The 25,767-nt window shown below is 47.1% G+C and carries 29 protein-coding genes; 28 read left to right on the top strand and 1 reads right to left on the bottom strand.

Translation table 11 applies throughout. The annotated features are described in order from the left end of the window. Window positions 1-29: 29 nt before the first annotated feature. Entirely contained in the window at window positions 30-161 is a 132-nt protein-coding gene (locus BTA31_RS14350) for a YpzI family protein (RefSeq protein ID WP_076792650.1), read from the bottom strand. A 71-nt stretch (window positions 162-232) separates the two neighbouring features. Here BTA31_RS14350 and BTA31_RS14345 point away from each other — a divergent pair, with 71 nt between their 5' ends. The 28 genes from BTA31_RS14345 to aroA all read left to right on the top strand — a co-directional run bounded on the left by BTA31_RS14345 (window position 233) and on the right by aroA (window position 25,667). Continuing rightward, on the top strand, window positions 233-835 hold the full coding sequence (locus tag BTA31_RS14345) for a YphA family membrane protein (RefSeq protein ID WP_076792647.1): 603 nt from the start codon (window positions 233-235) through the stop codon (window positions 833-835). Beyond that, the gene (locus BTA31_RS14340; RefSeq protein WP_076792644.1) at window positions 832-1,731 is read left to right on the top strand and encodes a YIEGIA family protein; all 900 of its coding nucleotides are present in this window, start codon (window positions 832-834) and stop codon (window positions 1,729-1,731) included. Before BTA31_RS14345 ends, BTA31_RS14340 begins: the two co-directional genes overlap by 4 nt. Next, window positions 1,728-1,922, top strand: a complete 195-nt coding sequence (locus tag BTA31_RS14335) for a capping complex subunit for YIEGIA (protein ID WP_076792641.1) — start codon at window positions 1,728-1,730, stop codon at window positions 1,920-1,922. Before BTA31_RS14340 ends, BTA31_RS14335 begins: the two co-directional genes overlap by 4 nt. A 162-nt stretch (window positions 1,923-2,084) precedes the next feature. Further along, entirely contained in the window at window positions 2,085-3,395 is a 1,311-nt protein-coding gene (gene der / locus BTA31_RS14330) for a ribosome biogenesis GTPase Der (protein ID WP_076792639.1), read from the top strand. A gap of 15 nt (window positions 3,396-3,410) precedes the next feature. Beyond that, window positions 3,411-4,451: an NAD(P)H-dependent glycerol-3-phosphate dehydrogenase gene (locus BTA31_RS14325; RefSeq protein WP_076792636.1), complete on the top strand. Its 1,041-nt coding sequence runs from the start codon at window positions 3,411-3,413 to the stop codon at window positions 4,449-4,451. A 325-nt stretch (window positions 4,452-4,776) separates the two neighbouring features. Beyond that, window positions 4,777-4,980 carry a DUF2768 domain-containing protein gene (locus BTA31_RS14315; RefSeq protein WP_043928829.1) on the top strand — a complete coding sequence of 68 codons (204 nt, stop codon included), beginning with the start codon at window positions 4,777-4,779 and terminating at the stop codon, window positions 4,978-4,980. A 22-nt stretch (window positions 4,981-5,002) separates the two neighbouring features. Further along, on the top strand, window positions 5,003-5,719 hold the full coding sequence (locus tag BTA31_RS14310) for a hypothetical protein (RefSeq protein ID WP_076792631.1): 717 nt from the start codon (window positions 5,003-5,005) through the stop codon (window positions 5,717-5,719). A 201-nt stretch (window positions 5,720-5,920) separates the two neighbouring features. Beyond that, on the top strand, window positions 5,921-7,399 hold the full coding sequence (gene spoIVA, locus BTA31_RS14305; protein WP_003183009.1) for a stage IV sporulation protein A: 1,479 nt from the start codon (window positions 5,921-5,923) through the stop codon (window positions 7,397-7,399). Window positions 7,400-7,816: 417 nt separating this feature from the next. Continuing rightward, window positions 7,817-8,095: a non-specific DNA-binding protein Hbs gene (gene hbs, locus BTA31_RS14300; protein ID WP_003183006.1), complete on the top strand. Its 279-nt coding sequence runs from the start codon at window positions 7,817-7,819 to the stop codon at window positions 8,093-8,095. Between the two features lie 208 nt (window positions 8,096-8,303). After that, complete coding sequence (gene folE, locus BTA31_RS14295; protein WP_076792628.1) at window positions 8,304-8,873, top strand: GTP cyclohydrolase I FolE; 570 nt, start codon at window positions 8,304-8,306, stop codon at window positions 8,871-8,873. Between the two features lie 27 nt (window positions 8,874-8,900). Then, entirely contained in the window at window positions 8,901-9,131 is a 231-nt protein-coding gene (mtrB, locus tag BTA31_RS14290) for a trp RNA-binding attenuation protein MtrB (protein ID WP_011198073.1), read from the top strand. A gap of 143 nt (window positions 9,132-9,274) precedes the next feature. Beyond that, window positions 9,275-10,051, top strand: coding sequence for a heptaprenyl diphosphate synthase component 1 (locus tag BTA31_RS14285; RefSeq protein WP_043928826.1), 777 nt, complete (start codon window positions 9,275-9,277; stop codon window positions 10,049-10,051). Window positions 10,052-10,053: 2 nt separating this feature from the next. Beyond that, on the top strand, window positions 10,054-10,752 hold the full coding sequence (locus BTA31_RS14280; protein ID WP_076792625.1) for a demethylmenaquinone methyltransferase: 699 nt from the start codon (window positions 10,054-10,056) through the stop codon (window positions 10,750-10,752). A gap of 29 nt (window positions 10,753-10,781) precedes the next feature. Beyond that, entirely contained in the window at window positions 10,782-11,744 is a 963-nt protein-coding gene (hepT, locus tag BTA31_RS14275) for a heptaprenyl diphosphate synthase component II (RefSeq protein ID WP_043928824.1), read from the top strand. 124 nt (window positions 11,745-11,868) lie between these two features. Beyond that, window positions 11,869-12,315, top strand: a complete 447-nt coding sequence (ndk, locus tag BTA31_RS14270) for a nucleoside-diphosphate kinase (protein ID WP_003182994.1) — start codon at window positions 11,869-11,871, stop codon at window positions 12,313-12,315. A gap of 143 nt (window positions 12,316-12,458) precedes the next feature. Then, the gene (locus BTA31_RS14265) at window positions 12,459-13,226 is read left to right on the top strand and encodes a CheR family methyltransferase (RefSeq protein ID WP_076792623.1); all 768 of its coding nucleotides are present in this window, start codon (window positions 12,459-12,461) and stop codon (window positions 13,224-13,226) included. Window positions 13,227-13,297: 71 nt separating this feature from the next. Beyond that, window positions 13,298-14,470, top strand: a complete 1,173-nt coding sequence (gene aroC / locus BTA31_RS14260) for a chorismate synthase (protein WP_043928822.1) — start codon at window positions 13,298-13,300, stop codon at window positions 14,468-14,470. Then, the gene (aroB, locus tag BTA31_RS14255; RefSeq protein WP_076792621.1) at window positions 14,470-15,558 is read left to right on the top strand and encodes a 3-dehydroquinate synthase; all 1,089 of its coding nucleotides are present in this window, start codon (window positions 14,470-14,472) and stop codon (window positions 15,556-15,558) included. Before aroC ends, aroB begins: the two co-directional genes overlap by 1 nt. Next, window positions 15,555-15,938 carry a chorismate mutase gene (gene aroH, locus BTA31_RS14250; protein ID WP_076792618.1) on the top strand — a complete coding sequence of 128 codons (384 nt, stop codon included), beginning with the start codon at window positions 15,555-15,557 and terminating at the stop codon, window positions 15,936-15,938. Before aroB ends, aroH begins: the two co-directional genes overlap by 4 nt. A 246-nt stretch (window positions 15,939-16,184) precedes the next feature. After that, entirely contained in the window at window positions 16,185-17,732 is a 1,548-nt protein-coding gene (gene trpE, locus BTA31_RS14245) for an anthranilate synthase component I (RefSeq protein WP_043928819.1), read from the top strand. Next, the gene (gene trpD / locus BTA31_RS14240) at window positions 17,704-18,720 is read left to right on the top strand and encodes an anthranilate phosphoribosyltransferase (RefSeq protein WP_076792615.1); all 1,017 of its coding nucleotides are present in this window, start codon (window positions 17,704-17,706) and stop codon (window positions 18,718-18,720) included. Before trpE ends, trpD begins: the two co-directional genes overlap by 29 nt. Beyond that, window positions 18,713-19,471 (top strand): indole-3-glycerol phosphate synthase TrpC, encoded by a 759-nt coding sequence (trpC, locus tag BTA31_RS14235; protein ID WP_043928817.1) that lies wholly within the window; start codon window positions 18,713-18,715, stop codon window positions 19,469-19,471. Before trpD ends, trpC begins: the two co-directional genes overlap by 8 nt. Next, complete coding sequence (locus BTA31_RS14230) at window positions 19,471-20,127, top strand: phosphoribosylanthranilate isomerase (protein WP_043928816.1); 657 nt, start codon at window positions 19,471-19,473, stop codon at window positions 20,125-20,127. The genes trpC and BTA31_RS14230 overlap by 1 nt, the downstream gene beginning before the upstream one ends. Continuing rightward, window positions 20,108-21,334, top strand: a complete 1,227-nt coding sequence (gene trpB / locus BTA31_RS14225) for a tryptophan synthase subunit beta (RefSeq protein ID WP_076792612.1) — start codon at window positions 20,108-20,110, stop codon at window positions 21,332-21,334. Before BTA31_RS14230 ends, trpB begins: the two co-directional genes overlap by 20 nt. Next, window positions 21,303-22,106, top strand: a complete 804-nt coding sequence (gene trpA / locus BTA31_RS14220) for a tryptophan synthase subunit alpha (protein ID WP_076792609.1) — start codon at window positions 21,303-21,305, stop codon at window positions 22,104-22,106. Before trpB ends, trpA begins: the two co-directional genes overlap by 32 nt. 9 nt (window positions 22,107-22,115) lie before the next feature. Beyond that, window positions 22,116-23,201, top strand: coding sequence for a histidinol-phosphate transaminase (hisC, locus tag BTA31_RS14215; protein ID WP_083698316.1), 1,086 nt, complete (start codon window positions 22,116-22,118; stop codon window positions 23,199-23,201). 53 nt (window positions 23,202-23,254) lie between these two features. After that, window positions 23,255-24,370 carry a prephenate dehydrogenase gene (locus BTA31_RS14210; RefSeq protein ID WP_076792606.1) on the top strand — a complete coding sequence of 372 codons (1,116 nt, stop codon included), beginning with the start codon at window positions 23,255-23,257 and terminating at the stop codon, window positions 24,368-24,370. Window positions 24,371-24,380: 10 nt separating this feature from the next. Beyond that, window positions 24,381-25,667: a 3-phosphoshikimate 1-carboxyvinyltransferase gene (gene aroA, locus BTA31_RS14205; RefSeq protein WP_076792603.1), complete on the top strand. Its 1,287-nt coding sequence runs from the start codon at window positions 24,381-24,383 to the stop codon at window positions 25,665-25,667. Window positions 25,668-25,767: the final 100 nt, after the last annotated feature.

The raw sequence follows: 25,767 nt of genomic DNA, 5'->3' as shown, positions 1-25,767 counted from the left end.
AAAAACCGGCTTTTCATAAGCCGGTTTTTTTACGGGTTTCGCTTCCGCGCGTCCTCCGCGCTTTCAAGAGAGGCGGCACCATTGTAGCTGATGGACTGGTCACGGTCGGATTCGGTTCGCTTCTGCTGTATCAGCTTCTTTTCCTGTCTGTCTTTTCCCACGCTGTTCCCTCCTTATCAGATGTTTAAAAAATCTCAAGTCACTCCATACTGAAAATGGAGGACGAAAACATATGGAAGAATTCTATTATTATTGGTCAATGTGGTTTTTATGGGTGTTGACGACTTTTATCCTTGAGAAAAACAGCTTTCGTTTTTATGCGTCAGCATTTATTCTGCTCAACATCATGTTAAGTATGTATCAGGTTCAGCTCTTTCTGTATTTTAATGCCGCCTATTTGTCGTTTTATATGGGAGCCTTCATGCTGTGCGGTTATTTGAGGCTTCATAAAAGCTTTAAGCGGCTGCTGCTTCAGCTCTCGATGGTGTCTGCCTACGGTTTTTTGTTTCTGTTTGCATTATATGACCCTGTTTGGTTTATCCTAAAGCCTGAATGGCTGATCATCATCCTGTTTGTCATCATGACGGCGGCTTTTGAAAGAAGCTTCGCCGCCCGTCTCGGGCTGTTTGTGCTCGGGATGTGCCAAGGGGAGCTCTTGTACACATTCGTCATCAGAAAGCTTTATGGAGACATTGCAGCGGGCGGTTATTCCTGGCTGTCAATGTGCGCTGCGGGTATCGTTCTCGTTTACGGAATATCCCAGTATGAACGGCTGATGCATCAGGTCTATCATAAATGGAAGCGATTGAATAAAGGAGCAGCAAAAATGTCATGAGCCAATATACTTATCCGATCATCTTGGGAATTATCGCCGGTATTGTTGTCAGAGTGTACATACTCCGAACCGACTACCGCCAGTACCCCACTTATCTTCATGGGAAAACGATACATATTGCGCTGGCTTTGATCGCTGCCAGCATTGGAGCGATCATTATTCCGTCGATCTTGAAATCGGATTATACAGCGATTACGTTTTTAACGCTGGCTGCAACTCAATTCAGAGATGTCCGGAATATGGAACGGGAAACATTGACGCAGCTTGACGGCTATGAACTCGTTTCAAGAGGCAGCACGTATATCGAAGGAATCGCGATCGCCTTTGAAAGCAGAAATTACATTGTCATTTTCACATCGCTCCTGACGACCCTCGCATACATTCTGTTTTCATCGGTATGGGCAGGCCTTGCTGCTGCTTTGATCTGTTTTATCGCAGGCAGGATTTTAATGTCCGGAAGCTTTATTAAGGATATCGTCGATATAGAGTATAAAAAGCCTCATTTTGAAGGGGCCGGACTTTATGTCGACAATATTTACATTATGAATATCGGGCTTCCTGAAAAGCAGAAGCTGATTTTGGAACATGGCATGGGTTTTATTTTGAAACCGAAAAATTTTAATTCTGCAGTGACGATTGCCAACCTCGGGCAAAGGCAAGCGATTTTATTTGACGTTTCCAATGTGCTCGGCGTGTATCGAGATTCTGGAGAGCCCTCTCTTTCGCCGCTTGCGAAAAGGGATTTGAATGACGGGCGGGTCGCGGTTTTTGTCCTTCCGGTCATCAAGGATAAGGAGACTGCGATCAGGGTGATCGGCGATGTTCCGACGCTGGAAAACGCCATCCGCATACCGATGGAATTCATTAAAGAAAAGCACAGCAAGGTGATAAAATGAGCGAATCAATCGAAAAATTCATTCTCGCCGTCGTCACAACAAGGCGAGACCGGGTGATCGGCGGGACGGCTGCATTTTTCTGCGACACCCGCGAGGAAATGAACACGTACGCGAAAAACCTTGAAGCCATTCTCGACGGAATCGCCCACGGGATAGGAGATGACCTTTATTTGATTGTGAAACATTTTTAATTACAGTTGTGATCTCTTTAGAAATTGATATAATATATGAGTTAAGCCCTTCTGCATGGAATAAGAAGGGTTTCTTTCTTCAAACTGATTTTTTGAAAAGAGAAACAAATGATCATTCATTTAAAGATGGAAAAGCTTTACTGAATTGAAAGGAAGGGTACTATGGGAAAACCTGTCGTAGCCATAGTTGGAAGACCCAATGTGGGAAAGTCCACGATCTTTAACAGGATCGCGGGCGAAAGAATTTCGATTGTGGAAGATACACCTGGCGTGACGCGGGATCGGATATACAGTTCTGCTGAGTGGCTGAATCACGACTTCAACCTGATTGATACAGGCGGAATCGAAGTCGGCGATGAGCCGTTTTTGGCGCAGATTCGCCATCAGGCCGAGATCGCCATGGAAGAAGCAGATGTAATTATTTTCATGACGAACGGCCGCGAAGGCGTCACGGCTGCTGATGAAGAAGTGGCAAAAATTTTATACCGTACAAAAAAACCCGTCGTTCTGGCGGTTAATAAAGTGGATAATCCTGAAATGAGAGCAGACATTTACGATTTTTACGCCCTCGGCTTTGGCGAGCCGTACCCGATTTCAGGGACGCACAGCCTCGGTCTCGGCGATCTGCTTGACGCGGTCAGTGAACATTTTAAAAACATACCTGAGACGAAGTATGAGGATGAGGTCGTTCAATTTTGCCTCATCGGCCGGCCGAACGTCGGAAAATCCTCTCTTGTAAACGCCATGCTTGGAGAAGAGCGCGTTATCGTCAGCAATATTGCGGGAACGACGCGCGACGCCATTGACACGAGGTTTACATACAATCAAAGAGACTTTGTCATCGTTGATACAGCCGGGATGAGAAAAAAGGGAAAAGTGTATGAGGCAACTGAAAAATACAGCGTCCTCCGAGCTTTAAAGGCGATCGACCGTTCAGAAGTCGTCTGCGTCGTCCTGGACGGCGAAGAAGGCATCATTGAGCAGGACAAGCGAATTGCCGGCTATGCGCATGAAGCAGGAAAAGCCGTTGTCATTGTCGTAAACAAATGGGATGCAGTCGAAAAAGACGAACGGACGATGAAAGAATTTGAAGAAAAAGTTAGAGATCACTTTCAATTTTTGGATTACGCGCCTGTTTTGTTTATGTCCGCTTTGACGAAAAAGCGCATCCATACGCTGATGCCTGCGGTCATGACGGCAAGTGAAAACCATTCGATGAGGGTGCAGACCAATATTCTTAATGATATCATTATGGATGCAGTGGCTATGAACCCGACGCCGACGCATAATGGAAACCGCTTAAAAATTTATTATGCGACACAAGTGGCTGTGAAGCCGCCGACATTTGTCGTATTTGTCAATGACCCTGAGCTGATGCATTTTTCTTACGAACGCTTTTTGGAAAACCGGATACGCGATGCCTTCGGATTTGAAGGAACACCAATCAGGATTTTCGCAAGAGCAAGAAAATAAAGAGGTGTAGTAAAAATGACAAAAGTATCGATTTTGGGAGCCGGAAGCTGGGGAACAGCCTTGGCGCTCGTTTTGGCGGACAACCAGTACGATGTGTGCATATGGGGCCATCGTGAAGAACTGATTCAGCAAATCAATGAACATCATGAAAACAAAGATTATCTGCCGGGTGTCAAACTTTCTGAAAACGTGCGTGCCACAACAGATCTTGAAGCTGCAGTGGCAGATGTCAAGACGATCATTGTCGCCGTTCCGACAAAAGCGATCCGCGAAGTTCTGGCACAGGTTGTTTCCTTCATCAACCAAAAGGCGATTTTTGTACATGTTTCAAAAGGAATTGAGCCTGACACACTGCTTCGCATTTCTGAAATGATGAAAGAAGAAATTCCGGCTGAATTAAGGGAGGACATCGTCGTTTTGTCCGGACCGAGCCATGCGGAAGAAGTCGGTTTAAGGCACCCGACGACAGTAACCGTATCTGCCGACAGCAGCATTGAATCGGCACAGGCGATCCAGGATATGTTTATGAATCAGAATTTTCGCGTGTATACCAATCCGGATATGATCGGCGTAGAGATCGGCGGTGCGCTGAAAAACGTCATCGCGCTTGCCGCGGGCATTACAGACGGTTTGGGATACGGAGATAATGCGAAAGCCGCGCTGATTACAAGGGGCTTGGCGGAAATCGCCCGACTCGGCACAAAAATGGGCGGAAACCCGCTGACATTCTCGGGACTTACGGGAATCGGTGATTTGATCGTCACCTGCACAAGCGTCCATTCACGAAATTGGCGGGCCGGTAATATGCTGGGTAAAGGCTTCAAACTGGATGAAGTTCTGGAAGAAATGGGGATGGTCGTTGAGGGGGTCCGCACGACAAAAGCCGCTTATCAGCTTTCACAGAAATTTGCTGTGAAAATGCCGATCACCGAAGCATTGCACAAAGTATTGTTTGACGGCGAAAAAGTGGAGACGGCAGTCGAATCATTGATGGCAAGAGTCAAAACACACGAGATGGAAGATCTTGTGAACACATTCGAAAATCAAATGAAATGACCACCCCATCACCAACTGCTTTAATACTCTCCTCTAAGTTCGTTTAAAAAACCGAAACATTTTGGAGACTTAGGCAAGAGAGGATACATTTGTCCGAAGACTTGCATAAAATAGAATCGAAGTCTGGAAGAGCTGTATCTTACCAATTGGGTTATATAGTCACAATCATTATGCCTGAAGCAAAGCCCCCCTCTTTGCTTCAGGCTTTTTTTTGCGGTTTTTTCCGTTTCGAAATATTGGAAAAGCTGTTGAACTTCTGGTTTTTCTTATATAAAATGAAATATAACGCTTACATCACAAGAAAAGGTAGAAGGAGGGCTTCAATGTGAATGTCGGTCTGTTAAAAATGTGGTTTGCCTTAGGATCAATGGGCCTGATGTTCTTAGCGGTGATTGCGATATACATAAGCAGATATAAATTTAAAAACCGTGTTTTAAAAATTATCACGTCGTTTGTCGCCTACACATGTATGCTTATCTCCGGCGTGATCGTCTTTTTTGTCGTCTTCAGCGGTCCCGTCAACGAATAATGCATAAAAAAGGAAGATTCATATGAAAATCGTAAACGTTCTGCTCGCTACTTTATTGACCGCAATTATGTTAAGCGGTTGTTTGTACCCTGAAGAAAGAAAGGCGAAAAACAGCGCACCGTATCAGCACCAGCTCAAAGAAGTGCAGGCGGCCGTTGATGAATTCAGGGAGGCGACGGGAGGGCTTCTGCCGATTAAGACAAGGGATATGGGCGTGCCAATCTATCAAAAATACCCTATCGATTTTAACAGGCTGTCCCCCCGGTATATGGCTGAGCCGCCGGGCACTTCCTATGAAAACGGCGGAGAGTACTTGTACGTTCTTGTCGATGTGGAAAAAAAGCCGACGGTCAAGCTCATTGATGTAAAAATGTCGGAAATGATCAGGGAGTTAAAGCTTCGGGTCGAAATGTATAAAGATCAGCACAAGTATCCGCCGTATAAAAAAGTCGTATCCAAGAACTTATTCATGCTTGACCATGAAAAGCTCGGACTGAAAGAGGCTCCTTCTGTCACGAGTCCGCTTTCGGGCACCTCGCTGCCGCTTCTCGTCGATGAAAAAGGCGACATTCAAGTGGATTACCGGATGGATTTGGCCAAACTGATGAAGCAGTCGAAAAAAACGTTAAAGCCGGGCGAGGAAGTCCAGGATTTGATGTGGGAAGAGACGCCTTTTGTTCCGGCGTTTTCGGTAAAGTATACAGTGAATGACAAACAGGAACCTGTTTTTCTCGAATAGAATATCGGTCAAAATGCAAGTATCAGTCATGAACCTTTCTCCTCAGCATACAATGAGGAGAAAGGTTTTTTCATGTATGCCGAAAAAATTTCCCTAAGCTGTCATATTGAAATAGGACAACGTCATACACTATAGTGTCCTGTTTTTGATTGATGAAGAAGTAAAAAATTGAAAAGGATTGGAAGTCCGGGAGGGGATCACTTGGAAAAGGTCGATATTTTCAAGGATATCGCTGAACGAACAGGAGGCGATATATACTTAGGTGTCGTAGGAGCTGTACGTACAGGAAAATCTACGTTTATCAAAAAATTTATGGAGCTAGTGGTGCTCCCGAATATCAACAATGAAGCAGACCGGGCGCGCGCACAAGATGAGCTCCCCCAAAGTGCCGCTGGCAAAACCATTATGACAACTGAACCGAAGTTTGTTCCGAATCAGGCGATGTCAGTTCATGTCAGTGACGGACTCGATGTGAATATAAGGCTTGTCGACTGTGTCGGCTATACTGTACCCGGGGCAAAGGGATACGAGGATGAAAACGGGCCGAGAATGATTAATACTCCTTGGTATGAAGAGCCAATTCCGTTTCATGAAGCTGCCGAAATCGGCACGAGAAAAGTCATCCAAGAACACTCCACCATCGGTGTTGTGATTACGACTGACGGCACGATTGGAGAAATCGCCAGACAGGATTATGTCGAGGCTGAGGAACGGGTGATCGACGAGTTAAAAGAGGTTGGAAAACCGTTTATCATGGTCATCAATTCCGTAAGACCGTATCATCCGGAAACAGAAGCGCTCAGGCAAGAATTGATGGAAAAGTACGACATTCCGGTGCTGGCGATGAGCGTTGAAAGCATGAGGGAAGCGGATGTTCTGAGCGTTCTCAGAGAAGCGCTTTACGAATTCCCTGTACTCGAAGTCAACGTCAACCTTCCAAGCTGGGTCATGGTATTAAAAGAGAATCATTGGCTCAGGGAAAACTATCAAGATTCCGTTAAAGAAACCGTTAAAGATATTAAAAGACTGAGAGATGTTGACCGCGTTGTCGGACACTTCAGTGAATTCGATTTTATCGAGCGCGCAAGCCTCGCCGGAATTGAAATGGGCCAGGGGATAGCGGAAATCGATTTATACGCGCCGGATTACCTGTACGATGAAATTTTGAGGGAAGTCGTCGGCGTTGAAATCAGAGGAAAGGATCACCTCCTCCAGCTCATGCAGGATTTTGCCCATGCCAAGACCGAATATGATCAAGTATCAGATGCGTTGAAAATGGTGAAACAAACCGGCTATGGAATCGCTGCTCCCGCATTAACCGATATGAGCCTGGATGAACCGGAAATCATCAGACAGGGTTCAAGATTCGGAGTCCGGCTGAAAGCGGTGGCGCCGTCGATTCATATGATCAAAGTCGATGTGGAAAGCGAGTTTGCGCCGATCATCGGAACAGAGAAGCAGAGCGAGGAGCTTGTCCGCTATTTAATGCAGGACTTTGAGGACGATCCGCTGTCAATCTGGAATTCCGACATATTCGGAAGGAGCCTGAGCTCCATCGTCAGAGAAGGGATTCAGGCAAAGCTGTCACTCATGCCTGAAAATGCAAGATATAAGCTGAAAGAGACGCTGGAGCGCATCATCAATGAAGGCTCAGGCGGCTTGATTGCGATCATCTTATAAAAGGGAAGGCCTCTTATCATACGGGAGGTCTTTTTTTCATGCATGAAACAGGCTGAACGGGCGCGATGAAAGGGGTTGGGGCGGCAGGGGCAAGCTGCTGGAAATAGAGGAAAGATTATGATTAAAAAAGGAAAAACAGGAATATTTGTTCGTTTCATTCTGCTTAAACCTTGACGAATAAGGGATCATCGCTTTAAAATGCTTGATATGGCTATTCAGATGTGTTAATCTACAAACAGAAAATCTTCACTTTACTGGACAAACGTTCCTCTCAAAGTGAAATTTTCACTGAAAGCCGTGAAATGCCTTTTCTATATTTATTTGAAATTTCTGTTCAAACAGGTATAGAAACAGGTTGAACTGTGAAGAAATGATGATAATCTATTGATTGATACCTTTTGGGAGGAGGTGAAAGGCATGAACAAGACAGAACTAATCAATGCGGTTGCAGAAGCAAGCGAACTATCTAAAAAAGACGCTACTAAAGCAGTTGATTCTGTTTTTGATACAATTTTAGATGCACTTAAAAACGGTGAAAAAATTCAATTGATCGGTTTTGGTAACTTTGAGGTTCGTGAGCGCTCAGCTCGTAAAGGACGCAATCCTCAAACAGGTGAAGAAATCGAAATCCCTGCAAGCAAAGTACCTGCTTTCAAACCAGGTAAAGCGCTTAAAGACGCTGTAGCAGGAAAATAATTGTATGTATATGCCGTTTTCGCGCGTAATACATACCAATGTTGTTTCTTCACAGGAAAGCCCCTTTTCAAAGGGGCTTTTCATAATTTTAGGGCTTTTTTTCAGACAGAAAACATTTTGCCGGCAAAAAACCTTTCATTTTGCTTTTATAAGCTGAAGTGTGCTAGAATCTGAATTAAATGTATGCGTTTCTGGAGGATATAAAACAATGAGAGAAATCAACAAAGAACAAATTGAACAAGCTGTCTGGCAAATATTGGAGGCGATCGGAGAAGATCCGAACCGTGAAGGCCTTCTTGACACACCGAAAAGAGTCGCAAAAATGTACGCTGAAGTATTTGCGGGTTTAAACGAAGATCCGAAAGAGCATTTCAAAACGATTTTCGGAGAGGATCACGAAGAGCTTGTTCTTGTTAAAGATATTCCTTTTTATTCAATGTGTGAGCACCATTTAGTTCCTTTCTACGGGAAAGCCCATGTAGCCTATATCCCTAAAGGGGGAAAAGTGACAGGGCTCAGCAAATTGGCGAGAGCCGTTGAAGCGGTGGCAAAGCGTCCGCAGCTGCAGGAGCGGATTACGTCAACAATTGCCGACAGCATTGTTGAAACCCTGACTCCGCACGGTGTAATGGTCGTTGTTGAAGCCGAGCATATGTGCATGACGATGCGCGGCGTGAAAAAGCCGGGTTCAAAAACTGTCACTTCAGCTGTAAGAGGAACGTTTAGACAGGATGTGGCCGCTCGCTCCGAGGTGTTGGAGCTTATCAAAACATCATGATTAAAAATGAGAAGGTGTGCGATAAACATGACCAATAATCAATCGAATGATTTTGTCGTTATCAAAGCCGTTGAAGACGGCGTCAATGTGATCGGCCTGACAAGGGGTACAGACACGAGATTTCATCATTCAGAAAAGCTTGATAAAGGAGAAGTGATGATCTGCCAGTTTACCGAGCATACCTCTGCGATCAAGGTCCGGGGCGAGGCCCTTATTCAGACGGCAAACGGCGAGATGAAAAGCGAATCGAAAAAATAGAAAGCCGGGCTTTTTATGCCCGTTCGCATGGCATAAAACAATATCTTTCAACATATTATGGTATAATTAAACTTTCTCCGCTCAAAAAAGATACATAATCAATCAAAAGAAAAACTGCGAATTTTGGGACAAGGGTGATATCTTTGCAAGACATCTACGGACAATTATCTTATTTGAAAATCAAGCTGAATCAAAAGCTTTCACATCCATATTTGGCGAAGCATTTGACTGCGCCGAAAGTTGATGAGGATAAGCTGTTTCTTTTCTACGCTCTGTTTGAGGAAACGGATTTAAAAGAAGCTGACAAGGAAAGTTATATCTTAACGGCGATGCTTGTTCAAACAGCCCTTGATACCCATGATGAAGTCACGACCGCAGCTTCAATTAAGCAGGACGACTATAAAAACCGCCAGCTGACCGTATTGGCCGGTGATTATTTCAGCGGCATGTACTACTCGCTGTTATCGGGTATGAAGGATATTTATATGATTCGGACGCTCGCTGCGGCCATCAAAGAAATAAACGAACATAAAATCAGGCTTTACGACCATTCCGCAAAAGATGCAGACAGCCTGAAAAAAAGCGTCAGCATAGTGGAAGCTGCACTTTTTCACCATCTCGCCGACCACTTTTACCTGCCTCACTGGAAAACAGCCGCCAATGACTTTCTTGTGTTTAAAAGGTTTGCGGCCGAAGAAAAAGCTTCAGATTCCCGGCTGCTGGAGACGATCATACAGAAAGAGTTTCCGGAAGGCCAGGCTTCATGCGGACAGCTGGCTGCTGCGGCTTACGAAGAAGCCAAGCTGGCAATCAACCAGTTGCTTGCCAAAAAGCCCGCCGTTCAAAAATGGCTTCTGAAACGCCTGCAGGAAATTCGGCCTGAAAAACGAACTTATCATCAGAAAGTGGAAGAAGGGTAATCATGGTGCAGTCAAAAGAACAGCGCGTACACGGCGTGTTTGAAAAGATCTATAAAAATTACGACCAGATGAACTCCGTCATCAGCTTTAAACAGCATAAAAAATGGCGCGACAAAACGATGCGGCTCATGAACGTTCCAAAAGGGGCCAAAGCGCTTGACGTCTGCTGCGGGACGGGAGACTGGACGATCGCGCTCGCTGATGCGGCCGGAGAGACAGGGGAAATCAAGGGCCTTGATTTCAGCAAAAACATGCTGAGCATCGCCGAACAAAAGACCGACAGCTACAGCCAGATCGAATTGATCCACGGCAATGCGATGGAACTGCCCTTCCCTGACAATACGTTCGACTATGTCACCATCGGCTTCGGGCTTCGCAATGTTCCCGACTATTTAACCGTGTTAAAAGAGATGGCGCGCGTGGTAAAACCCGGCGGCCAGGTTGTATGCCTTGAGACGTCCCAGCCTGAAATGTTCGGGTTTAAACAGCTATACTTCCTGTACTTCCGTTTTATTATGCCCATGTTTGGAAAGCTCTTTGCCAAAAGCTTTAAGGAGTATTCATGGCTTCAGCAATCAGCCAGGGAATTTCCTGGTATGAAAGAGCTTGCCGCGTTGTTTGAAGAGGCTGGATTAGAAAATGTTCAATATCATCCGTTCACAGGCGGTGTAGCGGCTACACATGTCGGCTGGAAGCGATGATGACTACAGAAATACTCGGGTGAATCGATATGAAATTGACAACGTTTTATTCTTTTTTGAATGACGATATTGAATTAATAGAAAAAGAGCTTGAAAAGACCGTACACTCCGACTATCCATTGCTTAGTGAAGCGAGCCTGCATTTGCTGCAGGCCGGAGGCAAGCGGATCCGTCCTGTGTTTGTCCTGCTTTCCGGCATGTTCGGTGAATACGACATCAACAAAATTAAAAATGTTGCCGTTTCACTGGAATTGATACATATGGCTTCGCTCGTACACGACGATGTCATCGATGATGCGGAGCTGAGAAGGGGACAGCCGACAATCAAAGCAAAGTGGGATAACCGGATTGCAATGTATACAGGTGATTATTTGTTCGCTCGCTCCCTTGAAGCGATGACAAAAATAAACGAACCGAAGGCCCATGAAATCTTGTCCAAGGCGATTGTCGAAGTCTGTCTTGGAGAAATTGAACAAATTAAAGATAAATATAATATGGAGCAAAACCTCAGAACCTATTTGAGGAGAATCAGGCGCAAGACGGCCCTTTTGATCGCGTCGAGCTGCCAGCTTGGCGCCATTGCTGCTGGTGCGGGTGAAAACATTCATAAAACGTTGTACTGGTTTGGCTATTATGTCGGCATGTCCTATCAAATTATTGATGACATCCTCGATTTCACCTCAAGCGAAAAAGAGCTTGGCAAGCCTGTGGGCAGTGATCTGCTTCAGGGGAATGTCACGCTTCCCGTATTATATGCACGGAAATCGCCTGAATTAAAAGCGCGCCTGATGCTGGTCAATAGTGAAACGACTCCGGAACAGATCAAACCAGTGATCGAAGAGCTGAAGAAAACGGATGCTATTGAACAATCGTTCAGAGTCAGCGAAATGTATTTGAACAAGGCTTTCGAATTGCTTGAAACACTCCCGAAAAACCGGGCGCGGACGGCACTGGGCCAAATTGCGAAATACATCGGTAAACGAAAGTTCTAAAAAACGTCAAATGAGTCGAAAGTATGAATATTCTCCACCCTTTATTGATTAATTGTTTGAAAAATGCTATATTTCTGTTGTAGTGTTGAAAGCCTATACATATTAGCGGGGTGGAGAATCGACTATGGAAAAAACCTTTGTGATGGTAAAACCTGACGGCGTTCAGCGTCAGCTGATCGGCGAAATTTTGTTAAGATTCGAACGTAAGGGCTTACAATTAATCGGAGCTAAGCTGATGAAGGTCTCAGAAGAGACGGCAGGCGAGCATTATAAAGAACATAACGGGAAACCGTTTTTCGGCGAGCTTGTCGACTTTATTACTTCAGGCCCGGTATTCGCCATGGTGTGGGAAGGCGAGGACGCAATCGCGGTCGCCAGACAGCTGATCGGGAAGACGAACCCTAAGGAAGCGCTCCCAGGTACAATCCGCGGAGACTTCGGCATGTTTGTCGGAAAAAATATCATTCACGGTTCAGATTCTCCTGAAAGTGCAGCACGCGAAATCAACTTGTTTTTTAAAGAGGACGAACTTGTTGAAGACGAGAAGTTAATGAATCAATGGATTTACTAAAAATCAGCTGAAAAGCTGATTTTTTTATATGGAACAGAATCGCGGCCGGCGAGAGGCGGGCTTTTTTCTTTTTAAAGATACAAATTTAAAAGAAAACAAGCTATAATTGTACTCATATCAGCACGACGATTAGGAGAGAAAACATGGACAATTACAGTTTCTTTGTTGATAAATGGAAAAAAATGACTGGTGTAGATTTGGCATTGTACAAAGAGGCGCAAATGAAAAGAAGGCTGACGTCTCTTTATGAGAAAAAAGGATACGGCGATTTCCGCGAGTTTGCGCTCGCTTTAGAAAAGAATGAAGCTCTTCTGCAGGAAACGCTGGACAGGATGACAATTAATGTTTCAGAATTTTACAGAAACTATAAGAGGTGGGAGGTTCTCGAAAAAACCATTTTGCCGCTTTTAAAGCCTGCGAAAACGCTGAAAGTTTGGAGTGCGGCGTGTTCAACCGGGGAAGAGCCGTACACATTATCGATGATCTTAAGCAGACAGAAAGGCCTCTTAGACTATCAGATCATCGCAACAGATATCGATGACAAAGTCCTTGCGAAGGCGAAAGAAGGCGTATATCAGGAAAGATCTCTGCAGGAAGTGCCGAAAGAGATGAAGGAACTTTATTTTACGCAAGACGGAAGCCGATTTGCCGTCAAAGACGAAATCAGGAAAAACATCCGCTTTCAAAAGCACAATTTACTGGCTGATCCGTATGAGAAAGATTTTGATATCATCGTATGCCGCAATGTGCTCATTTATTTTACGGAGGAAGCAAAAGAGAAGATCTATCATAAGTTCAGCGGCAGCCTGAAAAATAAGGGAGTTTTGTTTGTCGGAAGCACGGAACAGATCTTCAATCCGGAAAAATACGGTTTTCAATCGACAGATACGTTTTTCTATCAAAAAAGTTAGCTGACTTTTTATAAAGGGTTATGTTATAGTTTTACTTAAAAGCGTTAATGTGATGAAGGGAGAACGAAAGCATGAGGTATTTAACAGCCGGTGAATCTCACGGTCCGCAGCTTACGACAATTATCGAAGGAGTCCCAGCAGGGCTTTATATCACAAAAGAAGACATCGATTACGAGCTTCAAAGACGTCAAAAAGGCCACGGCCGCGGCCGCCGGATGCAAATCGAAAAGGATCAGGCGCGGATTACAAGCGGTGTAAGGCACGGGCGTTCTCTTGGATCGCCGATCGCTCTCGTCGTCGAAAACAATGACTGGAAACACTGGACGAAAATCATGGGTTCAGAGCCGATCACGGCTGAAGAAGAAAGCGAAATGAAACGACAGATTTCAAGGCCGAGACCGGGTCACGCCGATTTGAATGGCGCGATCAAATACGCGCACAGAGACATGCGCAACGTGCTTGAACGTTCATCTGCCAGAGAAACGACCGTCCGTGTGGCGGCAGGAGCCGTCGCCAAAAAGATCCTTTCCCAGCTCGGCATTCAAGTGGCCGGCCACGTGCTGGAGATCGGCGGGGTAAAAGCTGAAAAAACAAATTACGAATCTATCGAAGACTTGAAAAAAGTAACCGAAGAGTCCCCTGTCAGATGCTATGACGAAGATGCGGGCCAGAAAATGATGGACGCGATCGATGAAGCAAAAGCAAATGGGGATTCGATCGGCGGAATCGTCGAGGTGGTTGTTGAAGGGGTGCCGGTAGGAGTCGGCAGCTATGTCCATTACGACCGCAAACTCGACAGCAAGCTTGCTGCCGCCGTACTGAGCATCAATGCTTTTAAAGGTGTTGAATTCGGCATCGGCTTTGAAGCCGCACGTAAAAACGGCAGTGAAGTCCATGACGAAATCATTTGGGACGAAGAAAAAGGCTACACACGCGCAACAAACCGTCTCGGCGGTCTTGAAGGCGGGATGACAACGGGAATGCCGATTGTCGTCAGAGGTGTGATGAAGCCGATTCCAACGTTATACAAACCGCTCAAAAGCGTTGATATCGAGACGAAAGAGCCGTTTACAGCGAGCATCGAGCGTTCTGATTCGTGCGCTGTCCCTGCCGCGAGCGTGGTGGCGGAAGCGGTTGTTGCATGGGAAATCGCAAATGCGATCGTCGAGCAGTTTGGCGTTGACCAAATGGACCGAATCGCTGAAAATGTTGAGAAAATGAGAAAGCTTGCGAGGGAGTTTTAATGAAATCACTTCAAATCGAAACCGCTTCTTTGTCCTACCCGGTGTTCATCGGGGGAGGCATTAGAAAAAACGCGGCAGAGCTTTTGACATCCTTGAATCTTCCGATGACGAAACTGCTTTTGATCACCGACGAAGAAGTTGATAAACGCTATGGAGAAGAGCTGTTCAGTCATCTCCGCAGCAAATGGCCTGTCAAAAAGGTTGCGGTGCCGAGCGGCGAGCAGGCCAAATCAATCGACATGTTTATGAAGCTCCAGACGGAAGCCATTGAATTTCGCCTTGACCGTTCGTCATGCATTGTGGCGCTGGGCGGCGGTGTTGTCGGCGATCTTGCGGGGTTCGTCGCTTCAACTTTTATGAGAGGTATCGATTATGTGCAATTCCCGACGACTCTGCTGTCTCATGACAGCGCGGTCGGAGGGAAAGTTGCCATTAATCACCCGCTCGGAAAAAACTTAATCGGCGCTTTTCATCAGCCGAAGGCGGTGGTATATGATACCGAATGCCTGAGTACGCTTCCGGAAAAAGAAATGCGTTCAGGTCTTGCGGAAGTCATCAAGCACGCATTTATCCGTGATGAATCTTTCTTGAACGAATTGCATAAAATGGATTCAATAGAAGCGATTACGATCGGCCAGCTCAGTGAAATGGTGTACAAAGGCATTTCGATTAAAGCGGAAGTTGTCTCACAAGACGAGCGCGAACAGGGAATCAGGGCCTATTTGAATTTCGGGCATACGCTTGGCCACGCCGTTGAAGCTGAATACGGCTACGGAGAGATCACCCATGGCGATGCCGTCGCTTTAGGCATGCAATTTGCTTTGTTTGTCAGCGAGAAGGTGCTGAATTGTCCTGTTGACCGCACAAAAATCGCCTCCTGGCTGAAAAGTCTCGGCTATCCGGAAAGCGTGAAACGCGAAGTTTCAACAGAAGCTCTTATCAATCGAATGATGAATGATAAAAAAACACGCGGAGGCATCATTCAGTTTGTCCTGCTGGATAAGATCGGCAGTGTGCGGCTGCACTCCTTTAAAGCCGAAGAAATCGAACGATGGCTGAATATGTGGAGATTGGAGGGAGACAAATGATGATGCGCGGGGTTCGGGGAGCGACGACAGTTGACCGGGATACAGAAAAAGACATTACAGAGCGGACGAAGCAGCTGATCGGAAAAATGATCGATGAAAATCAGCTCAAACCTGAACAAGTTGTGCAAATCTTAATTTCTGCTACTTCTGATATTCACGCTGCTTTTCCCGCGAAGGTCGTCAGAACGTTTGAAGGCTGGCAGCATGTGCCCGTCATGTGCATGCAGGAAATGGATGTTGAACACGGCCTCAAAAAATGCATCAGAGTGATGATGACGGTTCAGACGGATATGCGGCAGGATGAAGTCCGCCACGTTTATTTGGAAAATGCAGTAACGCTCAGACCTGATTTATCATTGACAAAAAATACTGAATTGTAATACGATTATAGAAACCTTGGAATACACAGGAGTGTGTATGGGGTTTTAGTTTAGATAAGCTGAGTATGAGACTAGGGTAGATTGAGAATGAGCTGAGATGAGCTGAGTTGAGACAAAACGTTTATTCATTCTACCCAAAAGACGTGTTCTTTTGGGTTTGTTTCGTTTTCCCCTCATCAATTCAATCATTTGTCCTCTAAAGGCCTTCTTCTCATTCTCTCCGCCTGAATAAGGAGTGAGAGATTGTTGAGTCTGCAAACCGATTTTGCCTCTTTTTCAGAGGATACTTCACACTTTAAAACGATACCGATTATTGAGAGTTTTTCCGTCGATACGCTGACGCCCGTTCAACTGGTCGAGAAGCTGCAGGAAGACATCGTGTATCTGCTGGAAAGCCAGGATGAAACCTCCGCATGGTCAAGGTATTCTTTCATCGGCTTAGACCCCTTTTTGACGATCAAAGAAGAACGCGGCCGGTTTCACGCCTGCGATCAAAAGCAGAAGAAGCTTTATTCAGCTTCACAGTTAAAAAAAGTTCTCGAATGGATGTCAGAGACGTATTCGATCAAAGCGCCTGAGCTTGACATCCCGTTTACAGGGGGAGCGGTCGGCTATTTAAGCTATGATTTAATGCCGCTTATTGAACCGTCGATCAAAGGGCACAGCAAAGAAACGGAGATGGAAAAATGCCTCCTGTTTGTCTGCCGGACGATGATCGCCTATGATCACGAGCTGAAAAAGCTGCATTTCATCCACTATGCAAGGCTTGAAGGCAGTGAAACAAGGGAGGAAAAACACCGCATATTCAAAAAGGGGAAAGAAGAGCTCAAACAGCTTACACACAGGCTGTCAGACCGGAAAACGCCGAAAGAGCTGTTTCTCCCGCAAGGACGGCACACGGATCCCAGCTTTGAAGGGATTCGATCAACATATGAGAAATCCCGGTTTTTGGCCGATGTCGATCGCTTGAAAGAGTACATTAAAGCGGGAGACATTTTTCAAGGCGTCCTTTCGCAAAGGTTCGATATTCCGGTGAAGGTCAGTTCTTTTGAGTTATACAGAGTGCTGAGAATGGTCAACCCGTCCCCGTACATGTACTACATGAGGCTTCCTGACCGCGATCTCGTCGGAAGCTCGCCTGAACGCCTGATCCATGTTCAAAACGGTCATCTTGAAATCCATCCGATCGCCGGCACAAGGAAAAGGGGCGGTGATCAGGCTGAGGATAAGCGGCTCGAAAAAGAGCTTTTGGCTGATGAGAAAGAAAAAGCGGAGCATTACATGCTTGTCGATTTGGCGAGAAATGATATCGGCAGAGTAGCAGAGTACGGGTCTGTCCAAGTGCCCGAGTTTACGAAAATCGTTTCCTTTTCGCACGTCATGCACATCATTTCGATCGTAACCGGCTCTTTAAAAGCGGGTGTCCACCCGGTTGACGCTTTAATGAGCGCATTTCCGGCCGGAACTTTGACCGGCGCTCCGAAAATCCGCGCGATTCAGCTTTTAAATGAGCTTGAGCCCGAACCGAGGGAGACATACGGAGGCTGCATTGCTTATATCGGATTTGACGGAAATATCGATTCGTGCATCACGATCCGGACGATGAGCGTGAAAAACGGAGTGGCGTCCATCCAGGCCGGAGCAGGCATCGTAGCCGACTCCGTGCCTGAAAAAGAATGGGAAGAGACCTGCAATAAAGCAGGCGCTCTGTTAAAAACGATTCAAATCGCAGAAGAAATGTTTCTCGAAAAGGGGGAGGACGGCAATGAACGAACTGCTGAAATCATGCGTTAACGGAGCGACAATGAATGAAACCGAGGCACACAGCATCATGTGTGACATGATGACCGGCTCACTGAGCGCCGCGGAAATCGGAGGCCTCCTGTCCGTTCTCGCCTACAGGGGAGAAACGGCTGAAGAGATTACGGGATTTGTCAGAGCCATGCGGGAGCAGGCACATACAATAGACGGACCGGAACATGTTGTCGATACGTGCGGAACCGGAGGAGACGGAAGCTCGACCTTCAACATTTCCACAGCGGCCGCGATCATCGCTTCATCAGCCGGGGCAAAAATCGCAAAACACGGTAATCGTTCCGTTTCTTCAAAAAGCGGGAGCGCTGATGTTCTCGAATATCTCGGCGTTTCAATTCAGACGTCGCCTGAAGAAACGATTCAGAGCATTGAACGCCGGAATATGGGATTCCTGTATGCGCCAAGCTATCACTCTTCCATGAAGCACGTGGCAGGCGCAAGGAAGGATCTGGCTTTTAGAACCGTATTCAATCTGCTCGGCCCGCTCAGCAACCCGATGAAAGCCAAACGCCAGGTGATCGGCGTCTACTCGATCGAAAAAGCAAAGCTCATGGCCCGCGCTCTTGAAGCGTTTGAACCGGAACACGCATTGTTTGTTTCGAGCCGGGACGGTCTTGATGAACTGTCGATCACATCGCCGACAGATGTGATTGAACTGAAAGGCGGCAAAACATACGAATACACCGTTGAGCCGGGAGATGTTGGTCTGCCGCTCGGCAGGCTGAGCGACATTCAGGTGGCGACGCCTGAAGAAAGCGGCCGTCTCATTGTCGATATTTTGAAAAACCGCGGTCCGGACTCGGCTGTTCATATCGCAGCGTTTAATGCCGGAGCCGCTTTATACGCCGCAGAACAGGCAGCGGATTTAAATGAGGGCGTTGCGCTCGCTTTAGAAGCTGTTGCAAGCGGTGAGGCGCTCAATCAGCTGGAGCGATTAAAACAGAAAGAGGAAGAGTTGTATGCTTAATCAAATTATTGATAGAAAACGAGAAGACATTCTAAAGATCGAACTGCCGGAAGATTTAAAGCTGCCAAAGCGGTCATTTAAACAGGCGCTTCTTTCTCCGAACCGGTTTGTCGCTTTAATTGCGGAGGTGAAAAAAGCTTCTCCGTCAAAAGGCGTGATTCAGGAAGATTTTGAGCCCGTAAAGATCGCTAAACAGTATGAACAGGCTAAAGCCGATTGTTTGTCTGTTCTGACAGATACCCCTTTTTTTCAAGGGAAGAACAGTTATTTGTCAGATGTGAAACGCTCGGTTTCCCTGCCTGTACTGCGCAAGGATTTTATCGTTGATTCCATTCAGGTTGAAGAAGCGGACCGCATCGGAGCGGATGCGATCCTGCTGATCGGAGAGGCGCTGGAACCGCAAAAGCTGTTTGAGCTCTACCAGCAAGCCGCTGAAAAAGGCATGGATGTGCTCGTCGAAGTTCATGGCGAAAAGACGCTTGAGGGCATTTTAAATGTCTTTACACCTGAAATCATCGGGGTAAACAATCGAAATCTAAAAAACTTTGAAACGTCCGTCGGGCAAACGGAGCGTATGGCAAAACTCGTTCCGTCAGGGGCCGTTCTCATCAGCGAAAGCGGCATCGGAAAATCGGAAGACCTCGCATTTGTAAAAGCGTGCGGAGCCCAGGCCGTGCTTGTCGGCGAATCGCTGATGAGAGAGCCGTCACAGCTGAAGGCTGTCCATGCGTTATTCGGAGAGAACGGATGATGGAGAAACCGAACTTAAAATATTGCGGGATTCATTCATTGGAAGATTTAAAGGTGACAGCCCGCTCGAAAGCCGATTATCTCGGATTTATTTTCGCCGAAAGCAAACGGTCGGTAGACCCGGCGGATGTGAAACGCTGGTGTAGTGAAACGGATACAGCAGGTAAAAAGCTTGTCGGCGTTTTTGTTAATGAAAACATGAGCCGAATGGTTGAAATCGTAAAAGATGCCGGTTTGGACGTGATCCAGCTTCACGGAGATGAAACGGCGGCAGACATCAAGCGGCTGAAAAGCATGACAGACTGCGAAATTTGGAAGGCGCTCCATCACGGGAATGATACCGTTCAGAGCATGGCTTCTTTCGCACCTCACACCGACGGGTATGTCATCGACTCGTCTGTTAAAGGGATGAGAGGCGGAACGGGCGTTTCGTTTTCGTGGGACAGCGTCCCGATGTATATAGATGCAGCCCAAAGAGAAGGAAAGCGCCTGTTTATCGCCGGAGGCGTGAATCCGGACACAATCGCAGATCTTTTAATGCGGCGTCCGCCGGGAATCGACCTGGCAAGCGGAATTGAAGAAAGAGGCAGGAAAAGCGAAAAGCTGATCAGCCTTTTAGAAGAAAGGATGTTCGAACATGTATTCATATCCGAATGAACAAGGCAGGTTTGGTGATTTTGGCGGGAAATTCGTCCCGGAAACACTCATGCAGCCTTTGGAAGAAATCGAAAAAGCGTTTCTTGAACTGAAAGACGACCCTGCATTTCAAAAGGATTATCAAAAGCTTTTAAATGACTATTCAGGCAGGCCGACGGCTTTGACGTTCGCAGACCAGCTCACAAAGCAGCTGGGCGGAGCGAAGATTTACTTAAAAAGAGAAGATTTAAACCATACAGGCGCCCACAAAATCAACAATGCCCTCGGCCAGGCGCTCCTGGCCAAGAAAATGGGGAAAACAAAGCTCATCGCTGAAACCGGCGCAGGCCAGCACGGCGTGGCGGCGGCGACTGTCGCTGCAAAGTTCGGCTTGACATGCATTGTCTTTATGGGTGAAGAAGATGTTGCCAGACAATCGCTGAACGTGTTCCGGATGAAGCTCTTGGGAGCGGAGGTCGTTCCGGTGTCAAGCGGAAACGGGACATTAAAAGATGCTACAAACGAAGCGATCCGTTACTGGGTTCAGCATTGCCAGGACCATTTTTACATGATCGGTTCCGTTGTCGGGCCGCATCCGTATCCTTATATCGTCCGCGAATTTCAACGGATGATCGGCGAAGAGGCGAAAGCGCAGTTTTATCAATTGGAGCAAAGCCTCCCCGATAAAGTTGTCGCCTGTATCGGAGGCGGCAGCAATGCGATCGGGATGTTCAGCGCGTTCATTGAAGAAAATGTTGAACTGGTCGGAGTCGAAGCTGCGGGAAAAGGTGTCGACACCCCTCTTCATGCGGCAACGATCACAAAGGGTACAAAAGGCGTCATCCACGGTTCTTTGACCTACTTGATTCAAGACGAGTACGGACAGATCATCGAGCCTTATTCCATCTCAGCCGGACTTGATTATCCGGGGGTCGGCCCTGAGCACGCCCATCTTCATCAAACAGGGCGCGTCACGTATGAATCTGTCACAGATGATGAAGCGGTCTCGGCATTAAGGCTGCTGACGGAGACTGAGGGCATTTTGCCGGCTATTGAATCCGCCCATGCATTGGCAAAAGCATTTGAAATCGCTAAAGAACTGCCGAGAGAGAAAAGTGTTCTCGTCTGCCTTTCAGGAAGAGGAGACAAAGACGTCCATACCTTGATGAAGGTGTTGGAAGAAGAGGTGAATCAAGATGTTCAATCTGAAAAAACAGCCGTCCGATAAGTTATTCGTTCCGTTTATTACAGCGGGAGACCCGCTGCCTGAAATCTCGATCGAGCTGGCGAAATCCCTTCAAGAGGCGGGGGCGTCCGCCCTTGAACTCGGGGTTCCGTATTCTGATCCGCTCGCTGACGGCCCGGTGATTCAGCGCGCATCAAAAAGGGCGCTTGACAACGATATGAACATCGTAAAAGCGATCAGGCATGGCGGTGAAATGAAAAAAAACGGCGTCCATATTCCGATTATTCTCTTTACGTATTATAATCCTGTGTTACAATTAGATACAGATCACTTTTTCGCTTTACTGCGACAAAATCGGCTAGACGGACTCCTTGTACCGGACCTTCCTTTTGAGGAAAGTGTATATTTGCAGCAGCAGTGTAAAAAACACGGGATTACCTATATTTCGCTGGTCGCGCCGACAAGCGAATCGCGCATTCAAAAAATAACGCAGCAGGCGGAAGGTTTTGTGTATTGCGTTTCTTCGCTCGGTGTGACAGGTGTGCGCAATGAATTCGAAGATTCTGTTTCTTCATTTATCAGGTCTGTGAAAGGAATGAGCTCCGTCCCGGTTGCCGTTGGGTTTGGGATTTCCAGCTCCAAACAAGTGGAGATGATGAATGAACTGGCGGACGGTGTTGTCGTGGGAAGCGCCCTTGTCAGAAAGATCGAGGAGCTGAAAGACGAACTCATCGACCCTGAGACAAGGGAACAAGCCTTAAAGGCGTTTGAGGCATACGCTAAGACATTTAGCGGATCGTACATGGTAAAATGAGGTGACAGAATGTTGCAAATTAAAGAACAGTTAAAACAATTAACGCCTTACCAGCCGGGCAAACCGATTGAAGAGGTCAAAAAAGAATTCAACCTCGACCGGGTCATCAAGCTCGCTTCAAATGAAAATCCTTACGGCTGTTCGGAAGCGGCAAAAGAAGCCCTCCAGACCGAAGTGCAGCAAATGGCTCTCTATCCTGACGGCTATAGTGCGGCATTGAGAACAAAGCTTGCCTCCCATCTCGGCGTAAATGAAACGAACATCATCCTGGGAAACGGAACAGACGAAGTCATTCAAATTATTTCCCGCTCTTTGTTGGATCCTGCCTCAAACACTGTAATGGCGAATCCGACATTTTCACAATACAAACACAATGCTGTCATCGAAGGAGCGGAAGTCAGGGAAGTCGGCCTGCTTGAAAACGGCTGCCACGACCTTGATGCAATGCTGGAGGCGATCGATGAACAGACGAAGGTTGTCTGGGTTTGCAGCCCGAACAATCCGACCGGAACGTATGAATCCGGCCGCAACCTGATCCGTTTTCTTGAAAAAGTGCCGGAACATGTCCTTGCCGTCGTCGATGAAGCTTATTATGAATACGTAACGGCTGAAGACTACCCTGAGACCATTCCGCTTCTGGAACGCTTTCCGAACCTGATGATTCTCAGGACGTTTTCAAAAGCTTACGGTTTGGCGTCCTTAAGAGTCGGCTACGGGATTGCCTCTGAACAGCTGATTCAGGCGATTGAGCCGGCGAGACAGCCGTTTAATACAAACCGGCTCGGCCAGGCTGCCGCGCTTGCCGCCCTCGGCGATCAGGCATTTATCGACGATTGCGTGAGAAAAAACAATGAAGGGCTCAAACAGTATTACGATTTCTGTGATGAGCAGGGGCTAACTTACTATCCTTCACAAACGAACTTTGTGCTGATCGATTTTAAACGGGATGCAGACGAACTTTTTCTGGAGCTGCTGAAAAAAGGCTATATCGTCAGATCGGGAAATGCGCTCGGCTTTCCGACATTCCTTAGAATATCGGTCGGTACGAAGGAACAGAACGAAGGCTTTTTGAAAACGTTAGCCGGCATGTTGTAAGAGGTGATGATTCAGTCACCTCTTTAGTCTATTGATGAACTAGGTGATAAAAAATGACTCAACCAAATGAAACGATTTTATTGGCCGGTTTGGGCTTAATCGGCGGTTCGATCGCCCTTGCCATCAAAAAGGAACACCCCGGGAAACGGATCATCGGGTTTGACGTGTCAGAAGAGCAGGCAAGAGCTGCACAAAAGCTTGGCGTTATTGATGCTCCGGCTGCTTCTTTTTTAGAAGGGGTGAAAGCAGCGTCGACCGTTTTTTTAGCGGCGCCGGTCGAACAGACGCTTCACATGCTTGATGAACTTGCCGCTTCAGGCATCGAGAAAAAGCTGCTCATTACAGATGTCGGCAGCACGAAACAAAAGGTCGTCAGCCATGCCGAAAAAGTTCTGCCGAATCAATACAGGTTTATCGGGGGCCATCCGATGGCCGGCTCTCATAAATCGGGCGTCGCAGCCGCCAAAGACTTCCTTTTCGAGAACGCGTTTTATATTTTGACGCCTTCCGGCTCCGCCGGCAAAGAAGCTGTTGCTTCTTTAAAAGATCTGCTTAAAGGAACAAATGCAAAGTTTGTGGAAATGTCTCCGGCTGAACACGACGCCGTTACAAGCGTGATCAGCCATTTTCCGCATGTCGTGGCCGCGAGCCTCGTCCATCAGACCGTCAAATTCGAAGATCAGTACCCGCTCGTCAAGCGTTTTGCCGCAGGGGGCTTCCGCGATATCACGAGGATTGCCTCAAGCAGCCCGGCGATGTGGCGCGATATTCTTTTGCACAATAAAGATAAAATATTGGAACGGTTTGACGAATGGAAACAAGAGCTGGACAGAATTCAGTCTTTTGTCGAAAATGAAGATGCAGACGGACTGTTTGAATTTTTTCGACAAGCCAAGGAATATCGCGACGGTCTGCCTTTACGGCAAAAAGGCGCGATTCCTTCCTTTTACGATCTTTATGTCGATGTCCCGGACCATCCCGGGGTCATCTCGGAAATTACGGCGATTCTCGCCGACGAGCAAATCAGCATTACGAACATCCGGATCATTGAAACAAGGGAAGACATAAACGGTGTTCTCAGAATCAGCTTTCAATCCGATGAAGATCGAAAACGTGCCGAAAAATGCATTCAAATCCGCGCAAAATATGAAACATTCTATGCTGATTGAGGTGGAATACATGAAAAGAGGAAAAATCAGTTCACTAAAAGGAGAGCTTCATATTCCGGGAGATAAATCCATCTCTCATCGTTCTGTTATGTTCGGAGCCATAGCAGAAGGGAAAACGGTCATCAAAAACTTTTTACCAGGAGCCGACTGCTTGAGCACGATCGCCTGCTTTCGGAAAATGGGCGTGGAAATCGAACAGAATGGCAGTGATGTCACCGTCCTCGGCAAAGGGCTCGATCAGCTGGCTGAGCCCGCCGAGCTCCTCGATGTGGGGAATTCCGGAACGACGATCAGACTGATGCTCGGCATTTTGGCGGGACGCCCGTTTCACAGTACGGTCGCCGGCGATGAGAGCATCGCCAAAAGGCCGATGAAGCGTGTCACAGAACCGCTTCGAAAAATGGGAGCGAAAATCGACGGCCGCGCCGGAGGGGAGTACACACCGCTTTCTGTCCGCGGCGGACATCTGACAGCGATCGATTTTCAGTCGCCTGTTGCAAGTGCGCAAATTAAATCGGCCGTTCTGCTTGCGGGTCTGCAGGCCGAGGGCACCACAACGGTGACGGAGCCTCATAAATCAAGAGACCATACGGAACGGATGCTGTCGATGTTCGGCGTCAGCCTTCAGGAAGATGAAACAAGCGTATCGATTGAGGGCGGGCAGCAGCTGAAAGCAGCCGAAGTCTTTGTGCCGGGTGATATTTCATCAGCTGCGTTTTTCCTGGCAGCGGCATCGCTTGTTCCTGACAGTGAAGTCGTGCTTCGCAATGTCGGGCTTAATCCGACCAGGACGGGAATCATCGATGTCTTGAAAGAAATGGGCGCCGATCTTGAAATCGAAGAAAAAGACGCCGGAAACGCCGAGCCGTACGGCGATCTGAGAATCAAAACGTCCTCTTTGAAAGCCGTTGAAATTTCGGGCGATTTGATCCCGCGCCTCATCGACGAAATACCGATCATCGCCCTTCTTGCTACACAGGCTGAAGGAACAACGGTCATCAAAGACGCGGCTGAGCTCAAAGTAAAAGAAACGAACCGAATCGATACCGTCGCCTCAGAGCTGAAAAAAATCGGTGCGAACATCGAGCCGACGGAAGACGGGATGAAGATTCACGGCAGGACGCCACTTACAGGCGGCGCGAAGGTCTCAAGCCATGGGGACCACCGGATCGGTATGATGCTGGGAATCGCCGCCTGCATCTCCGAGCAGCCGATCGACATTTTACAGTCTGAAGCTGTGAGCGTCTCATATCCTTCATTTTTTGAACATATCGAAAAGCTTGCTGCAAAAGCCTGAAGCATTGTGCTCCAGGCTTTTTCGGCCCGGAAATCACGAAAGCCGGTCGTTTGATCATAAAACGAATGTCTTCGGCATAGCTTGTCTTAACAGAATCAAT

The organism is Bacillus haynesii (assembly GCF_001969855.1).
Taxonomy (GTDB): Bacteria; Bacillota; Bacilli; order Bacillales; family Bacillaceae; genus Bacillus; species Bacillus haynesii.
Note: the sequence above shows the minus strand (reverse complement) of the source record. Positions and strands in the feature narration are given on the sequence as shown.

Excerpts from the sequence above, each read along its gene's own strand:
- hisC (WP_083698316.1), top strand. The coding sequence starts at position 22,116 with ATGTTGCAAATTAAAGAACAGTTAAAACAATTAACGCCTTACCAGCCG.
- BTA31_RS14280 (WP_076792625.1), top strand. The coding sequence starts at position 10,054 with ATGGTGCAGTCAAAAGAACAGCGCGTACACGGCGTGTTTGAAAAGATC.
- aroH (WP_076792618.1), top strand. The coding sequence starts at position 15,555 with ATGATGATGCGCGGGGTTCGGGGAGCGACGACAGTTGACCGGGATACA.
- mtrB (WP_011198073.1), top strand. The coding sequence starts at position 8,901 with ATGACCAATAATCAATCGAATGATTTTGTCGTTATCAAAGCCGTTGAA.
- BTA31_RS14310 (WP_076792631.1), top strand. The coding sequence starts at position 5,003 with ATGAAAATCGTAAACGTTCTGCTCGCTACTTTATTGACCGCAATTATG.
- BTA31_RS14230 (WP_043928816.1), top strand. The coding sequence starts at position 19,471 with ATGGAGAAACCGAACTTAAAATATTGCGGGATTCATTCATTGGAAGAT.
- aroC (WP_043928822.1), top strand. The coding sequence starts at position 13,298 with ATGAGGTATTTAACAGCCGGTGAATCTCACGGTCCGCAGCTTACGACA.
- folE (WP_076792628.1), top strand. The coding sequence starts at position 8,304 with ATGAGAGAAATCAACAAAGAACAAATTGAACAAGCTGTCTGGCAAATA.
- BTA31_RS14265 (WP_076792623.1), top strand. The coding sequence starts at position 12,459 with ATGGACAATTACAGTTTCTTTGTTGATAAATGGAAAAAAATGACTGGT.
- trpD (WP_076792615.1), top strand. The coding sequence starts at position 17,704 with ATGAACGAACTGCTGAAATCATGCGTTAACGGAGCGACAATGAATGAA.
- BTA31_RS14340 (WP_076792644.1), top strand. The coding sequence starts at position 832 with ATGAGCCAATATACTTATCCGATCATCTTGGGAATTATCGCCGGTATT.
- der (WP_076792639.1), top strand. The coding sequence starts at position 2,085 with ATGGGAAAACCTGTCGTAGCCATAGTTGGAAGACCCAATGTGGGAAAG.
- hbs (WP_003183006.1), top strand. The coding sequence starts at position 7,817 with ATGAACAAGACAGAACTAATCAATGCGGTTGCAGAAGCAAGCGAACTA.
- BTA31_RS14325 (WP_076792636.1), top strand. The coding sequence starts at position 3,411 with ATGACAAAAGTATCGATTTTGGGAGCCGGAAGCTGGGGAACAGCCTTG.
- BTA31_RS14345 (WP_076792647.1), top strand. The coding sequence starts at position 233 with ATGGAAGAATTCTATTATTATTGGTCAATGTGGTTTTTATGGGTGTTG.
- ndk (WP_003182994.1), top strand. The coding sequence starts at position 11,869 with ATGGAAAAAACCTTTGTGATGGTAAAACCTGACGGCGTTCAGCGTCAG.
- trpA (WP_076792609.1), top strand. The coding sequence starts at position 21,303 with ATGTTCAATCTGAAAAAACAGCCGTCCGATAAGTTATTCGTTCCGTTT.
- aroB (WP_076792621.1), top strand. The coding sequence starts at position 14,470 with ATGAAATCACTTCAAATCGAAACCGCTTCTTTGTCCTACCCGGTGTTC.
- BTA31_RS14335 (WP_076792641.1), top strand. The coding sequence starts at position 1,728 with ATGAGCGAATCAATCGAAAAATTCATTCTCGCCGTCGTCACAACAAGG.
- BTA31_RS14210 (WP_076792606.1), top strand. The coding sequence starts at position 23,255 with ATGACTCAACCAAATGAAACGATTTTATTGGCCGGTTTGGGCTTAATC.
- trpB (WP_076792612.1), top strand. The coding sequence starts at position 20,108 with ATGTATTCATATCCGAATGAACAAGGCAGGTTTGGTGATTTTGGCGGG.
- aroA (WP_076792603.1), top strand. The coding sequence starts at position 24,381 with ATGAAAAGAGGAAAAATCAGTTCACTAAAAGGAGAGCTTCATATTCCG.
- trpC (WP_043928817.1), top strand. The coding sequence starts at position 18,713 with ATGCTTAATCAAATTATTGATAGAAAACGAGAAGACATTCTAAAGATC.
- hepT (WP_043928824.1), top strand. The coding sequence starts at position 10,782 with ATGAAATTGACAACGTTTTATTCTTTTTTGAATGACGATATTGAATTA.